General features: G+C 40.3%; 16 protein-coding genes, 1 tRNA gene and 1 riboswitch. Of the genes, 2 read left to right on the forward strand and 15 right to left on the reverse strand.

The window, feature by feature from the left end; genetic code table 11:
* Positions 1-261 precede the first annotated feature (261 nt).
* The 6 genes from A6J77_RS03850 to A6J77_RS03875 form a co-directional block, all read right to left on the reverse strand.
* Positions 262-954: an LrgB family protein gene (locus A6J77_RS03850; RefSeq protein ID WP_083068356.1), complete on the reverse strand. Its 693-nt coding sequence runs from the start codon at positions 952-954 to the stop codon at positions 262-264.
* Positions 954-1,322: a CidA/LrgA family protein gene (locus A6J77_RS03855; protein ID WP_083068358.1), complete on the reverse strand. Its 369-nt coding sequence runs from the start codon at positions 1,320-1,322 to the stop codon at positions 954-956. Before A6J77_RS03855 ends, A6J77_RS03850 begins: the two co-directional genes overlap by 1 nt.
* 40 nt (positions 1,323-1,362) lie before the next feature.
* Positions 1,363-2,187, reverse strand: a complete 825-nt coding sequence (locus A6J77_RS03860; protein WP_227645113.1) for an immunity protein Imm33 domain-containing protein — start codon at positions 2,185-2,187, stop codon at positions 1,363-1,365.
* 87 nt (positions 2,188-2,274) lie between these two features.
* Entirely contained in the window at positions 2,275-3,456 is a 1,182-nt protein-coding gene (locus A6J77_RS03865; protein WP_083068366.1) for an alpha/beta fold hydrolase, read from the reverse strand.
* Positions 3,457-3,581: 125 nt separating this feature from the next.
* Positions 3,582-4,106: a threonine/serine exporter family protein gene (locus A6J77_RS03870; protein WP_083068367.1), complete on the reverse strand. Its 525-nt coding sequence runs from the start codon at positions 4,104-4,106 to the stop codon at positions 3,582-3,584.
* Positions 4,106-4,882 (reverse strand): threonine/serine ThrE exporter family protein, encoded by a 777-nt coding sequence (locus A6J77_RS03875; protein ID WP_193756633.1) that lies wholly within the window; start codon positions 4,880-4,882, stop codon positions 4,106-4,108. Before A6J77_RS03875 ends, A6J77_RS03870 begins: the two co-directional genes overlap by 1 nt.
* A 169-nt stretch (positions 4,883-5,051) precedes the next feature.
* Between A6J77_RS03875 and A6J77_RS03880 the strand changes: the two genes are divergently transcribed.
* Positions 5,052-5,696, forward strand: a complete 645-nt coding sequence (locus A6J77_RS03880) for a deoxynucleoside kinase (protein ID WP_227645114.1) — start codon at positions 5,052-5,054, stop codon at positions 5,694-5,696.
* Between the two features lie 280 nt (positions 5,697-5,976).
* Positions 5,977-6,492 (forward strand): type 1 glutamine amidotransferase domain-containing protein, encoded by a 516-nt coding sequence (locus A6J77_RS03885; protein WP_083068373.1) that lies wholly within the window; start codon positions 5,977-5,979, stop codon positions 6,490-6,492.
* A gap of 117 nt (positions 6,493-6,609) precedes the next feature.
* Here A6J77_RS03885 and thiW read toward each other — a convergent pair whose 3' ends face one another.
* From thiW to A6J77_RS03930, 9 genes are all read right to left on the reverse strand, one after another.
* Complete coding sequence (gene thiW / locus A6J77_RS03890) at positions 6,610-7,113, reverse strand: energy coupling factor transporter S component ThiW (protein ID WP_083070238.1); 504 nt, start codon at positions 7,111-7,113, stop codon at positions 6,610-6,612.
* Positions 7,103-7,798 carry a thiaminase II gene (tenA, locus tag A6J77_RS03895; protein ID WP_083068381.1) on the reverse strand — a complete coding sequence of 232 codons (696 nt, stop codon included), beginning with the start codon at positions 7,796-7,798 and terminating at the stop codon, positions 7,103-7,105. Before tenA ends, thiW begins: the two co-directional genes overlap by 11 nt.
* Positions 7,798-8,460, reverse strand: a complete 663-nt coding sequence (locus A6J77_RS03900) for an energy-coupling factor transporter transmembrane component T family protein (protein ID WP_083068383.1) — start codon at positions 8,458-8,460, stop codon at positions 7,798-7,800. Before A6J77_RS03900 ends, tenA begins: the two co-directional genes overlap by 1 nt.
* A 6-nt stretch (positions 8,461-8,466) precedes the next feature.
* Positions 8,467-9,822, reverse strand: coding sequence for an ABC transporter ATP-binding protein (locus A6J77_RS03905; protein ID WP_083068385.1), 1,356 nt, complete (start codon positions 9,820-9,822; stop codon positions 8,467-8,469).
* A complete protein-coding gene (locus A6J77_RS03910; RefSeq protein WP_048727693.1) occupies positions 9,819-10,385 on the reverse strand; it encodes an ECF transporter S component in 567 nt (188 codons plus the stop codon). The genes A6J77_RS03905 and A6J77_RS03910 overlap by 4 nt, the downstream gene beginning before the upstream one ends.
* A 126-nt stretch (positions 10,386-10,511) precedes the next feature.
* A riboswitch (TPP riboswitch) is annotated at positions 10,512-10,600 on the reverse strand.
* A 191-nt stretch (positions 10,601-10,791) separates the two neighbouring features.
* A tRNA-Lys gene (locus A6J77_RS03915) sits at positions 10,792-10,864 on the reverse strand.
* 150 nt (positions 10,865-11,014) lie between these two features.
* Positions 11,015-13,480, reverse strand: coding sequence for a heavy metal translocating P-type ATPase (locus A6J77_RS03920; protein WP_102950016.1), 2,466 nt, complete (start codon positions 13,478-13,480; stop codon positions 11,015-11,017).
* Positions 13,481-13,501: 21 nt separating this feature from the next.
* Positions 13,502-13,714 (reverse strand): heavy-metal-associated domain-containing protein, encoded by a 213-nt coding sequence (locus A6J77_RS03925; RefSeq protein ID WP_059349347.1) that lies wholly within the window; start codon positions 13,712-13,714, stop codon positions 13,502-13,504.
* 509 nt (positions 13,715-14,223) lie between these two features.
* Positions 14,224-15,516: an adenylosuccinate synthase gene (locus A6J77_RS03930; RefSeq protein WP_083068388.1), complete on the reverse strand. Its 1,293-nt coding sequence runs from the start codon at positions 15,514-15,516 to the stop codon at positions 14,224-14,226.
* Positions 15,517-15,530: the final 14 nt, after the last annotated feature.

Here is a 15,530-nt window from a genome sequence, read left to right on the forward strand (position 1 = left end):
CTCATCCTTTCAAATCATCTGTTTATATGAAATTCGTGTTGGTTTGGATATCATTCATCTAAGCAAATAAACGCCTCTCACGATTCATTAATATACTATTAGTTTAACACTATTTATTAGAAATAGGGTAGTTTATTTCTAATAAAAATGAGAATAAATCTCATTTTATTGTTTTTTGCTTTTTTATAAATAAATAAAAAGTGTTGTCCAAAATAGACAACACTTTTTGAAATATATTTAGTAACTAGCGCTTACCAATTTTTATAGGAAACCTGCAACGATTGGTACTAAAATAGCAATCACAATACCAGATACTACCATGGCAATACTTGACATTGCCCCTTGTAACTCATTAGTTTTCATCGATTCTGCAGTACCCATAGCGTGACTTGAAGTACCCATAGCTAAACCACGTGCAAAATATGAATCAATTTTTAGAAGTTTGAAGATCCATTCGTTCACCACAACACCAAAGATACCCGTCAAAACAACTGAACCAACAATAATCGGTGTAACACCACCAATAATCTTCGTAATATCAATAGCAATCGCTGTGGTTACTGATTTAGCTAATACTGAACGTAAAATTTCTTCGTCCATATTAAAGATAACAGCGACAATCAAGACACTCACAACTGCTGTAATCATTGCTGAAACAACAGTAATGATAATTGTCCAGAAGTTTTCTTTTAAAATATGGCGTTGTTTATATACTGGAATGGCTAAAGAAATAGTCGCTGGTGTTAAAAGATAAGACACAAAGCTGGCGCTCTCTTGGTAAACAGGAACATTCACCTTGCCAACAACTAAGATAGCAATAATTAAAATAACTGCAATTAACAATGGGTTGGCAATAGGTGTTTTTAATTTCTTGTTTATCCAAAGGGCAATCATATATACGCCTAGTGTTAGGAATAAGCCAAAAGACGGTAATAAATCAAATAAACTATTCATTATTTTTTTCCTCCGTTCTTAGCATCCTGACGTTTTTGTAGCGATTGTGCCACAAGACCAGCAACAGCCATTACAAGGACAGTTGTCACGGAAATTATCACTGACCATGATAACAAATGCGGCTGTAAACTTGCCCAAGAGGTAATAAAACCAGCACCTGGCACTACGAACATAGCAGGCATTACGGCAATTAACCATTCTCCTACATTTTCAACTTGTTCCATCTTTATCACACCAGTTATCAAGCAGACAAACAATATTAGCATGCCGTAAATTGAGGCTGGCAAAGGTAAAGGTAGTGTATGTGATAATACTTCAGCAATTAAAGTAATCACGATAATAATAAAAGCTTGTTTCAAATACTTCACTTTTTTAACGCTCCATTCTATTTAGTTTCGGTAAAATTCGCTAAACCATTTTGGCTTTGCGATGATGCATCACGAGGTTAGCATACTCATTTTTGATTGCATGAAAGTCGTCAACTTTTAACCACTCATACATTTTGCCACCATACATCGTCAATTGTTGTTCAGCAACCGCTGTCCCATCATGCTTTAAGTTAGCGTAATGGTAAACGTATGCACTAGCTTTCTCTTGCTTTAGATTAAAATAATCCATCATAGTTCCCGCGATATCATCCAATTGCCTATCTGATAAGGTCGTATGCAAGGTTTTATTCCGCATTTCTACGAAGCCAAGTAATAAGCCTGTATTGAGGAAAATCTCCGTATCCGATAGTTCCTCTGCATCGCTTGTATGCATTAAATCTAATAGTTTTAGCATATCCACTTTTTCAGCAGATAATTGTAAGCTTTCAGCCATGGCAGTATGGGTTAATGTTGCCGTGGCCTCATTAAAATGTTGTACGAAGGCTTTTGACGAAAGTGGTAAGTCTTTATAGTTGGTTGCCGGTACAACTCGCTCAAAAGTATCGTTGTACACGAAATACTTGCTGCCATCTTTACTGGCTAGCTGAAAATCAGCTCCTTCTGGATACCAATAAATACCCGCTACAGTTGGTTCCAGTTCAGCAATTTTATTAATATCGACAAGAAGTATGCTCTTTCCGTCCATAATTTCAGTTTGCGTATCCGTCGCAGCAAAAAAACGCCAACCACTATCACTTGGCATCAAGCTCTTTTCACGGAAGGCCCATAATAATGGCTGCTTACCTTCAAGTAGTGCTACCGAAGCTAAACAATTACCCCCGTTTGGAATCAATTGCTTGGTCATATTTATCCTCCGCATATTGTTGTAGATCAAATGTTGTTGAATAGATTTGTCTGTATCCATTTTAGCATAAAAATCGGCAAAAAATAATCATCCATTTGCCGAAAATATGCGGTTTATAATGGTTGTTAGCGATTGTATAAAATCAGTTTCCTGATCAATCATTGGGGTATGCCCCGCATCCGGTATAATCATCATTTCTTTTGTAGGTGCTTGAACCCTTTCAATCATTTTTTCAGACTGACTTCTTGGTACTTGGATATCATTTTCCCCAGAAATCAGGTAAAATGGCATACTGAATTCAAGGTCCCTTGCATATATATCTGTCGCTAATAACTCTCGATACAAGCGCTGGTTGAGTAATATACGATCAAGCATTTCCCGCTCACCTGCCGATAGCCTATCCACCTGATTGGTTAACAATAAAGGTAAATATTGGACAAAATCAGCTGTTCCAAACCCTAATTCACGCTGAACTGACCTTAAAATCGCCGCCTCATAAGCTAAAGTCAAAAAATTTTCCGTGTTAGGATAATCAGTTGAAATCTCACTTAATTGATCAAGTAGATCTTGACGCCCTAAACTTGTCGCCAATTCTCGCGTCTGACTTAAAGCCACTGCCTCATCCTCAACTGGTGTGACCACTTGCCCAATACCCACATAAAAAGCCACATCATCCGGATGGTCAAGCGCATAAGAGACCCCTAACGCCGACCCCCATGAATGACCAACAATGCCCACTTGTTCAACCCCATAACGGGCCTTGGTATATGCAACTAAATCTGTTAAAGAAGCCTGTAAATCGACCATATTGGGTTCTACATTTGAATTAACTTCATAAGTTTGACCTGCACCAATCTGATCCCAAAAAAGTACATTCAGCTGATCAGATAAACCAACCAAAGTATCTGCTTGGTTTGTATAAGAAAAGCCTGGTCCCCCATGGAGGAAAATCGCCACCGGTAAGCCTTCACCCTGACCTACCTCATACACATACTGGTCTAGCCCATTCAACCGCAGAAAATGACTCTCTTGAATGCCTGAATCTCTTAGCTCAACTGCCGGTAAATCAGCCAGTTTTGCATTAAATTGACTCAATGCCTCTTCTCCATTGGCCTCAAAATCTTTCGTGAAAAGGGATGGCTCTTCATCCAAGCTAGCAACCTCCTCATCCACATTCAGCGTATCCAAATCTACACCTTTATCCTGGTAATTTAACCCGCAACCAGTAAGTACAACACTGGTTACCAATAACACAAGCCAGTTTTTCATACTATCTCCCCCTCTTTTCTATCATTATATAGAAAAAGACGCAGTGACAAATCACATACGCCCTTAAAATGAAATAGTAATCCATTATCAGCTTTTTTCTAGTTATTAGGAGAAGTAAGCCTAATCTATTTAAGTTTTTTCTCGATTTTCTTTTCAGTTTTCTTTGCTACTTTAGGTATCACACGGTAGTTTTTTCGGATAAATTTTGGAAATTTTTGTTTATTAATAATTTGCATAAAGGTATCAGATGTATAAACTGCAAGCGCAATAGCCAAGGCAGTAAATAGCGTACCCCCTAGTTCAGTAAAGCCTTGGGCCGTATTCCCTTGAATAAAGGCTAATGCCGTTCGGTACATGCCACCTCCTGGCACAAAGAGGAAGAAGGCTGGAATAAAGAAAACTGTTACTGGTTCTCGAAAAATACGCGCATACATCTGGGAAATTATGGCAATAACCAAGGAACCAAAATAAGTAGCCATTATTTCTGAAAAACCACCAAGATGTAAACTTATCAGATAACTACCCCAGCCAGCAATATTAATGAGTGGCGTCCAAAATAGAACTTTTCGTGGTCCTTCAATCGTTAAAATTGCGAACAAACCTACCCCATAAGCACCTATTAATTGTAAAATAATATCCATTACCTTCATTAATATAAACCTCCAATCAACGCAAGACCCAGTGCTGCGCCTAAGGCAATCATTAAGGCATTCAAGAAGGCTTCTGTTGCTCTAGAAACGCCCGCAATGTAGTCCTCATGAAAAATATCACGTAAGGAGTTCGTTATGGCCGTTCCTGGAACCATTGGCATCAATGTAGAAATAATTACAATATTGATATCTGTATTCGATAATACATAGGCTTGCATTAAATAAGCAGCCACGGTTACAACAAATGCTTGAATAATATTTGAAAAACCTTCACTAATATAGTATTTATCCACTAGACGGTATAATAAGGCTAAAATTAAACCATTAATTGAAGACAAGATCAACTCGTTAATACCTCCCCCAAAAAGGAAAGAGAAAGCTGCAGCTAAACCAACTACCCCGATTGATACTTGTAATTTTGAATATTGGGGCTTCTGGAACCGAATAACCTGTAACCGCTCATAAGCTTCGTCAATTGAAATATTACCTGAAGTCAATTCACGTGAAATATGATTCACTTGGGTAATTTTATTTAAATTGTTAGAACGGCGTGTAATTCTCTTAATACCAGTAAACCCAGAACCTTCAAAAGATGGGTCATCAAGGGTCATATAAAGACCTGTTGAAAGAGAGATTGCCACTGCATATGCTGCATTTGATGTTGTTAAAATACGGTTCATCGTATCTTCAACACGATATGACTCTGCATTACTTTCTGTCATTATTTGCCCGGCTAACAGGGCAGTTTCTAAAATTTTCTTATTTAAGTCTACCATTTTGACCCACCCTTTCTCATAATCCACGGCTATTGTACCATAGGTCATCAAAGAATAAAGATGCCACTTTCCATGTAAATGTATCCTATTTCAACCTGTCTTCTAACCCAAGTCAGGTCAAATTTATGCTATAATTGCCCCGACTAATTAGATGAAGGAGCAATTAATTATGATTACCATGGCAGGCATGATCGGTGTTGGTAAGACTACTTATACCCACCATATGGCAAAAATGTTTCAAGCAGAACCACTTTTTGAAGAGGTATCAGAAAATCCAATTTTGGATGCATACTACAGCGAACCGACGAAATATGCTTTTTCACTGCAAATTTACTTTTTAAACCAACGCGTTAAAAGTATTAAACGCGGGATGAAATTTGACCGTGCAATATTAGATCGGTCAATTTATGAAGATGCTTTATTCACTCAGGTAAATAATATTAACGGCAATATATCAGATGTAGAGTGGCAATTGTACCAAGATTTATTGGCCAATATGATGGACGATGTTCATATTATTTCAGAATCAACCAACCAATCACCGGAATTACTTGTCTACTTACATGCGCCTTTCGATTTAGTCCTTGAGAAAATCAAGCGTCGTGGGCGTCCATACGAACAAGTAGAAGGTCGACCAGATTTACTAGCCTACTATAAGCAACTACACACCCTATATGATGAATGGTACGCAAACTATGACCATTCAGCTAAAATGGCCATTGATGTTAGCCAATTTGACATTTTAACAAATAAGGACCAAGAAATCGTTGCGAAAAAAATTCAAGATAAGTGGGCAACACTCCAAAAAAATTAATCACTATAATTACTACCACTTGAGCTTTTTTTACTTTGTTAAATCACTTCCATATATATTCTAATAGTGAGAGAAGTTGTGGAGCCGTAAAAACTAATGAAATAATATATGAACTTACCTTAGAATATATGGTTAACATGCCAATATTAGCTTGTTAACCAATATAATAGAAATTGTTCTTTAATATTGATCAGTTAAATATCATATAATGCATATCCTTTGCATGCTATGGATATGCATTATATGATATAAGTATCAAAGCTTAAGGAGGCTATAAATTATGGCAAAAATTGCAACTGTATTAGCAAACTTATTTGAAGACTCTGAATATACTCAACCAAAGAAAGCTTTAGAAGCAGCAGGACATGATGTAATAACTATTGGTGTTAAGGCTGGTGAAATTGTTCAAGGTAAAACAGATGGAACGGAAGTAACCATTGAAAAAGCTATTGATGAAGTGAAAGCTGAAGAATTTGATGCATTGTTCATTCCAGGTGGTTACTCTCCTGACCAATTACGCGCAGATGAGCGTATGTTAGACTTTGTGCGTCATTTCGATAGCAATAACAAGTGGATTTTCACCATCTGCCATGGTCCTCAATTATTGGTCAATGCTGATACCTTAAAAGGTAAAGACATTACCGCAGTCAAACAAGTGGCAATTGATGTAAAAAATGCTGGTGCAAACTTCTATGACAAAGAGGTTGTGATTGATGAAGCTGGTAAATTAATCTCAAGCCGTACGCCTGAAGACTTACCTGCATTTGATCAAGCTATTGTCGACGCATTGAAATAAACGCTAAACTAGCTGAAAGCAAGCGTTGCACCTGAATAGGTGTAGCGCTTTTTTTGATAACACTTTTTATAGAAAAAAACTACCTCGCAAAAGGTAGTTTTTTGTGCCTTCAACTTATTAGCCAAATGTTTTCTTGACCCGTTGAATATAAGGCACTTTGTCTATTCTGACCAGGACTAGGTAGGCAATTAATGACCCTGATAATGCCCCTAAGATAAACCGCGGTGTATAGACAAACCAATACATACCTTGGGCAGACCCTGTAAACCAGACCATGATTGGGTAAGAGAGTAAGGACCCAATCAAGCCTGTTCCAATAAATTCGCCTATTATGGCACCAAGATATGTATTCATCCATTTATAACCCACACCAGCCAGAAAGGCCCCAAATACGGCACCAGTAAGTGCTAGCGGTGGAATCCCAAGCAAGATCATCCGGAGAATCCCACATGCGAGTGCCATCACTGTCCCGTATATGGGACCCATCAACACAGCAGCAATCACATTCATAACACTAGACATTGGGGCAATCCCTTCCACCCGAAATAGTGGTGAAAGGACAACATCCATGGCTACCATCATGGCTAAGATCGTCATTTTTTGTACTTTATTATTTGTCAACATGTTGGATACCCTCCGGCCAAGTTTCAAAATTAAAAGCCATTTCCCAGAAATTAAATTCCATTCTAGCACTTACGACAAATGCGGAAATCATACTATCCTGGTCTTCCTGACTAGACTCAGCGTACAGATGGTTCAATAGGGCACATTCCTTTTCGATAGCCTCACTTGCTTCTTCCCCGCCGTATGTCTCAATCCATCTTTGGTAGATTGGGACAGGTGACGTCACATTTAATTGTCTTAACCGTTGACCAATTTCAAAATACAGCCAAGAACATGGCAATAAACTAGCCGCCGCAATCGCATCATTATTTTCCACTAACTGCCGGTACATATGTGACACATAGTGGTAAGCAGTTGGCGCAACGCCGGTTTCTTTTAACTCGTCATCCGTTACCGCCAATTCTTCAAAAAAGTTGGCACGAATCGCTAATTCACCTTCCGCTAAATGGCCGGCATTTTCAAGCATCTGCGTCTTTAACGCAGGCTCATCAGTAATTTCCGCGACTTTCTCATAAAGAGCTGAGAAGTGACGCAAATAATAAGCATCTTGGATCAAATAGTAACGGAAGTTTTCAATGGGTAACGTCCCATCTTGTAACTGCAAAATAAAAGGATGGTGGAAACTCCCCTCCCAAAAGGGTCTCGTTTGACTGCGGGCGATTTCTGTAAAAGTATTCTCCATTAAATCATATTCTCCAATCTCATAATCATATTGCCGACGACAATTAAACTCATGCATAAAACAATAGCTGGTGTAGACATTTTCCATTGACGGTACTGGCGGCGCGGCTGGTCTTCAGAGAAACCTCTAGAATACATGGCTTCTGCGTACCGGTCCCGCCAATTGAGGGCTAGAAAGATCACTTTCACATAATAGAGAGGTGACCATGGATATAATTTCTTCCCCCTTAATAAACTGGCATCATGCATACTCTTGATTTCCCTTTGAATTTCAGGCACAGCATGTATCACAACCAACAAGCCATAGATAAAAATAGCCGGCACTTTATACTGTTCAAAAATTAGTAAGCAATCTTGTAAGTCAACCGCAACCATAAATCCTATTCCTAAAGCCGCAAAGGCATAGGTTCTAGTGAATAATACCCAGGCGTCATCAAGTCCACTTCCTTGGATATAGACCGACCAAAAAGTAGTGATGGCGGGAATAAAAGGTAGGGCTAATAAAAATACCAGTACACCAAATCGTTTTTTAACAGCTAAGTAGGCCACAACCATCAATAAGACATAAATATTCAGCCAAACCGAATAGGTAAAAGATATTTCAATCGTGAACAAGAATACCAAGGCCAGAATAGCTGGAATCGCTGTCTTCTTCTCTTCCATCAATTATCAAACCTCCTTCAGCACTTGATTGGACAAGTGAATATGATGATCACTTACACCTTCGAGCGGACCAAGGCGATGAGACACGATCAAGAAATCCGTATCTCTTTTCTTGTCTTTAATCCAATCCGCAAAGTAATCACTGGCTTTCTGGTCCAAACCCGCAAAAGGCTCATCCAGCATTAAAAACTCGTGGTCTAGACTCAACAAGGCGATTAATTGCACCATCTTCTTCTGCCCTTCGCTTAAATGATATAAACTTCGGTCTAAAACGTGGCTTATATGCAAGTCTTCAAGTGCCTGCATCTGTCGGTCACGAATTTCACCAGCATCTTCATTTGGAAAACGTAACTCACTCGCTACTTCCAACGTCACAAATTGTTGGGCTGCATCTTGAACAGCCAAGGTGAGTGATTCGTATAAGCTTTTCTTGCCCCAAAACCTTGAAAGTCTCCGGTCCTGAAACCGCATCTTGCCCTTGTAAGGGTGTAACTGGGCCATGGCCTTTAACAAAGTTGATTTCCCCGCCCCATTATCGCCAGTTAGGGTGGATACCCCTTTTTGAAAAATGAATTTTTCTTGGTGAAGCAGGGTTTTATCGCCTTGTTTGATCGCAATATTTTCCAAGGTGAAAGCTGATTCGCTGCTAGCTTGACCACTAGTCAACAATGGAATAGGCGCTTTTTCCGGCAAGGTGGTTACATCTGCTTCAGAAAGTTGGCCATCTCGCATGATAAAGAATCGGTTGATTAGCCCCTTATAGTCAGTCAACTCATGGTCTATCACCACAATCAACTTGCCTTGCTGTCTTAATTTCGCCAATACGTTAATCAAGAAAAGTCTAGAGGTTGGGTCAATTGATGCAAAGGGTTCGTCTAAAAAGAAAACTGGTGGATTGACTGCAATCAAGATAGCCAAGGCCGCCCGCTGCTTCTCCCCACCTGACAGGGTCATCAAGTCTTGCTCTAGTAAATGTCTGATACCCAAATCGTCAACCGCTTGGTTTAAGCGTACTTTGGCCTGGTCATAAGGTAGACCGCAATTTTCTAAAGCAAAGAAGCATTCCCGTTCCAGGGTTCGCATGGTAAATTGTTGACCCGGATTTTGAAACATCAACCCGATTTTCTGAGCTTTTTCTGGAATAGTATAGTCTGACATCCGCTGGCCATCCATTACAACATTCCCTTGAAAACTTGCACCATTGAAGCCAGCTATGGTATGGATGAGGGTGCTTTTGCCGCTACCACTATCACCTGTCAGTAAGATAAAATCGCCTAGCTGCCAATCACAAGAAATCCTGTCTAGGATGACGGTCTCATTTTTCCGGACGGTCAAGTCACTAATTTGTACTAAGGCACTCATTGGGCAAGTCCTTTGGCTTGGACCCTGTTGAATAGGCTAACGATTTGTTTAGTTAAAAAGACACCGAAAAATGTCACTGAAATCAGACGAACTAAGAATAAAGCCACGACAAAGCCAAGGCCATAAGTCGCGTAGCCAAATTTGAAGAATTCAAAGGCAAAACTAAATACCGTTGTCCCAATGGCACCATAAACTAAAGTCGTCGTATCATAGCGTTCGTATTTGGTAACAAAGAAGCCCGCTTCAGTACCCAGTCCTTGAATTAAGCCAGAAAGTAAAACGCCAGCCCCAAAATATGACCCATATAGCATCTCGGCAAGGGCGGCAAAAACCTCACCTAACAAGGCACTACCCACTTTCGGGATCAACATACCCGCCACTGGCGCTGCAATCGTCCACATACCAAATAAGATTTCATTGGCAAATGGTGTTAAACCAAACGGTGTTAATAGGGACACTAAAATGGCATATAGGACACCAGCGCCCATAAATACAGCTCCAAATAAGAAAGCTAGAAATGCTAAAAAGATGACGTCGGGCAAGGCCCATTTAAATTTTTCCATCAAAAAAACCCCTTTTCCTATATTTTAAAAATAGAGGCATAAGGGGTGAGCAAAGACGAATTCGCTTCTTGTTTTAAACACTTTAATAAACTATCCAGACACACTTGGTCCGATAGTTTCCGTATCATAAACATTTTTACATTTCCCTTCGCCAGTATTAACTGTGTCAGGTTCAATGGGTATAATCTCAGCTTTCGGCACCCCAAATGTCACTACTATATTCATTTGTATCCGATATTACCATATCGATATGAAAAAGGAAACCTAAAAATGACTATTATTTGAGTTATGCAATTTTACATAGCAATATTTATGTTTATCAATTATTTTCCGATCACCTTTTTTCATCACAAAAAATAGCATCGCATCAAAGTATATAAACTCTGATACGACGCCTTTTATAAGATGGACCGACAGGGGCTCGAACCCTGGACCCACGGATTAAGAGTCCGTTGCTCTACCAACTGAGCTACCAGTCCAAATTCATTAATTTGCCAAATACAATACTAAAATTTTACACCCAATCAAGGAATCTTTCAAGGCATTGTACTTAAAAAATATATATTTACCCTAAATAGCCATCCCTCAAAAAAGGATGGCTAATATTTTAAGTATTATACTTTTTATAACTATACTTTAAAGCGCTTTAAGCGAAGGGCATTTAACAACACAGAAACTGAACTCAAGCTCATGGCTGCACCAGCAAACATAGGACTTAATAATGGGCCACCAAACAGGTAGAGGATACCCATGGCGATTGGAATCCCAACCACATTATAGGCGAAGGCCCAAAAGAGATTTTGTTTAATGTTGAGAATAGTTGCTTTACTCAACTCAACTGATGTTGGTACGTCCATTAAGTCGCTACGCATCAAGACAATATCTGCTGATTCAATGGCTACATCAGTCCCGGAACCAATGGCAATTCCGACATTGGCTTGGGCAAGCGCTGGTGCATCATTGATCCCATCACCAACCATGGCCACGTGTAAGCCTTCATCTTGTAATTTCTTCACTTCATTAGCCTTGTCTTCCGGCAAGACTTCACTAAAGACCCGGTCGATACCGACTTGTTTGGCAATCGCCTCAGCTGTCCCCTTGTTGTCGCCTGTGATCATGGCCACTTCAATGCCCATTCGGTGTAATTTTTGGATAGCTGCTATAGAGTTTTCTTTGACCGTATCCGCTACTGCGATAATCCCTAATAATTGGCCGTCAACCCCAACAAACATGGGCGTTTTACCCTCAGTAGCCAATTGGTCAGCCACAGCTCTTGCATCCGATAAATCTATATTGTGATCAGCCATTAATTTACTGTTGCCTAACAAAACGATTCGGTCATTCAAGCTAACTTGTAAGCCGTGTCCAGGAATCGCTTGGAAATCTTGGCTAGCTGTTAATGCCAACTTGCGGTCCTTGGCTTCAGCTACAATCGCTTCACCTAGTGGATGTTCTGACCCCACTTCTGCAGACGCTGCAACTTGCAAAATATCATCTGCATCCGCGCCATTGAAAGCTTTAATATCTGTCACTACAGGTTTGCCTTCGGTAATGGTACCTGTTTTGTCAAAAACAATGGTTTGAACTTTATGAGTTTCCTCTAGGGCATCCCCACTCTTAATCAAGACGCCATTTTCGGCACCCTTACCAGTCCCCACCATAATCGCTGTTGGCGTCGCCAAACCTAAGGCACATGGACAAGCAATCACTAGAACGGAAATGGTAATTGACAAGGCAAATACCCATGATTCTTGCCCTAGGAAATGCCAGGCAAGTCCAGAAATCGCCGCTAAGCCCATCACAATGGGTACGAAAATACCCGACACTTTATCTGCTAATTTAGCAATCGGCGCTTTAGACCCTTGCGCTTCTTCAACAAGTTGGATAATTTGCGCAAGGGTTGTGTCCTTGCCGACCTTAGTGGCCTTGAATTGGAATGTCCCATTTTTGTTGATAGATGCACCAACAACCTTGTCGCCTACCCTTTTTTCAATTGGGATACTCTCCCCAGTAATCATGGCTTCGTCAACCGCTGAGCTGCCCTCAACGACCTCGCCATCAACTGGTATTTTCTCGCCAGGGCGAACGACCAAAATATCGCCCGTCACCACCTGGTCAATCGCCACTTCAACCTCTTGACCGTCGCGCATTACTCGGGCCATTTTCGGTGCCAAGCCCATCAATTTTTTAATGGCTTCAGACGTCTTGCCCTTAGACACAGTCTCCAAATATTTCCCTAAAGTAATTAATGTCAATATAACCGCTGCTGACTCAAAGTATAAGTCAGGATGACCGTGACCCACATGCAGCTGGCCGGACACCAATAGACCTGTCATCACAATCCCTTGACCAAGCGCTGCCGCTGTCCCAATAGCGATCAAGGAATCCATATTGGGGTGTCCTTTAAAGAGGGCTTTAAAACCCACTTTGTAGAAGTCGCGTCCCAAATACACTACCGGTAAGGTCAGCAACAACTGGATAGCCGCAAAATTCACGGCATTGGTCATTGGATTCAAGAATTCAGGTAAGGGTAAACCGCCAAAGGGTAGCATAGGACCCATGGCTATATAAAGTAAAGGCACAGTGAAAACGGCAGACCATAAAAAGCGGCGCCATAAAGCTTGGATATGGGCACTTTGACGCTCGGCTTGACTAGTCCCTTCCTGTTCACTGGTTTCCAATTTGGCTTGGTAGCCCGTATCTTCAACTGTATGAACTATATCAGAAACATTTAGGGCCGCTTCATCAAAGGTCACTGTCATTTTTTCAGTGGCTAAATTCACATTTACCGATGAAACAGAAGCTAATTTACCTACCGATTTCTCAATCGCTTGGGCGCAAGACGCACAGGTCATCCCTTCAATTTCAAAACTGGTCGCCGATAAATTTTTCACCGCCTTGTAACCTGCATTTTCAACTGCCTGAGTGATATCAGCCTCTGAAACTTGTTGGTCATCATAAGTAACCGTCAACTTTTCAGTTGCCAAGTTCACATTCGCAGCATCCATGCCGGCTAACTTGCCTACCGATTTCTCGACCGCTTGCGCACAGGATGCACAAGTCATGCCTTCAATTGTATAAGTATCTCTCATCATGCATCATCCTTTAGACGAAAATTATTGCGGGTTGGCTGTATAGCCCGCTTCCGCAACAGCAGCCACAATGGCCGCACTATCTACTACTTGATCATCAAATTTGACCGTTAACACTTTGCTTTCAACCGGTACATCCGCTGCTTCAACGCCATTTAAGCCAGTTACTTCCTTTTCAATACGCGCCTTGCAGTGGGCACATGACATATCTGGGACTAAGTAAGTTTTCGTATTCATATTAAAACGCTCCTTATTTATGTATGTGTTTTTATATTGTTTACATTTGTAATCTTAATAAACTTAATATACCTTTACTGATTACGCTTGTCAACGATAAAGTCGCCATTTTTTCAATTTCCTAAAAAATGAAGGCTAAATAGCTCATGTGGTGAATTCTTCCTCATCAATAACTGGATTCACTATCATTGTCCATAATAGGATTATTCACTAGAATTTGTTCCCTATCCGTTACACACGACAAGGAATACCTATCCGGTTAAATCGTAGTTCTATTTCCTTTGCAATTAGACCTGAATTACCAAGTCCATAAATACAGATAGCTTTATATTCAGTAATGTCCTGACTAATCTGGTTTAAACTACCGTCTTGTGTTAATTCAGAGGGCTTTTTTAATAGCGTACTATAGTCCGTTAACACACTAGAAATCCCAATATTCATTTCTTGAACCAAAAAAAGCAGGACTATCAAAGCCCCGCTTATGAATATCTTATAAATGTTGTATCTAATTAGCTATTCCAAATATCTTCTAAAATGTTTGTTTGCGTACGGTCTGGACCTACAGAGAATGTAGCGATGTTCACGCCAACCAATTCTGCTACACGTTCAACGTATTGGCGTGCATTTGCTGGTAATTCTTCTAAAGTCTTACAAGCAGTGATATCCTCAGACCAACCTGGCAACTCCTCGTAAACTGGTGTACATTCAGCCAATTGTTGTAGACTTGCTGGGTAGTGGTCAATGCGTGTACCATCAGCTGTTTCGTAAGCTACACAGATCTTCACTGTTTCTAACCCTGACAATACATCAATTGAATTCAATGATAAATCAGTTAATCCAGAGATACGTTTAGAGTGACGCATCACAACAGAGTCGAACCAACCAACACGGCGTGGACGGCCAGTAGTTGTACCAAATTCGCGTCCAACTTCTCTGATTTGATCACCAACCGCATCAAATAATTCAGTTGGGAAGGCACCTTCACCAACACGCGAAGTATAAGCTTTCGCTACACCCACAACTTTATTAAAGCGTGTTGGTCCAACACCAGTACCAACTGTCGCACCACCTGAAACTGGATTAGATGATGTTACATATGGGTATGTACCTTGGTCGATATCCAATAGGTTACCTTGAGCACCTTCAAATAAGACATTTTCGCCGCGGTCTAAGAAGTCATTAATAATCACTGAAGTGTCCGCTACATAGCCTTTGATTTCTTGGCCATAAGCGTAGTATTCTTCATATACTTCTTCAAAGTTCAAGGCTTGACCACCGTAGATTTTCGTAATGATTTGATTATTGAATGCTAGATTCGCCTTAAGCTTAGCAGCGAACGTATCTTTTTCCAATAAGTCACACACACGAATACCGCTACGGCTAGCTTTGTCAGTATAAGCTGGACCAATACCTTTAATTGTTGTACCAATCTTGTCGTCGCCCTTAGCTTCTTCTTGAAGACGGTCCAACTCAATATGATAAGGTAAAATCACATGAGCACGGTCTGAAATACGTAAGCCGCTCACATCAATGCCATGGTCCTTTAGGTAGTTCAATTCTTTAATCAATGCTTTCGGATTTACAACAACGCCGTTTCCGATGATAGATAACTTCTCAGATGAAAAGATACCTGATGGAATTAAGTGTAAAGCGTACTTAGTGCCGTCAAATTGAATCGTGTGACCTGCGTTGTCCCCACCTTGGTAACGTACGATCACTGATGCATCTTTGGCTAGAAAATCGGTAATTTTACCTTTACCTTCGTCTCCCCACTGTGTACCTACTACGACAATCCCTGACATAAATGATTTTCCTC

It is taken from the genome of Aerococcus viridans, from assembly GCF_002083135.2.
GTDB classification, from domain to species: domain Bacteria; phylum Bacillota; class Bacilli; order Lactobacillales; family Aerococcaceae; genus Aerococcus; species Aerococcus viridans_C.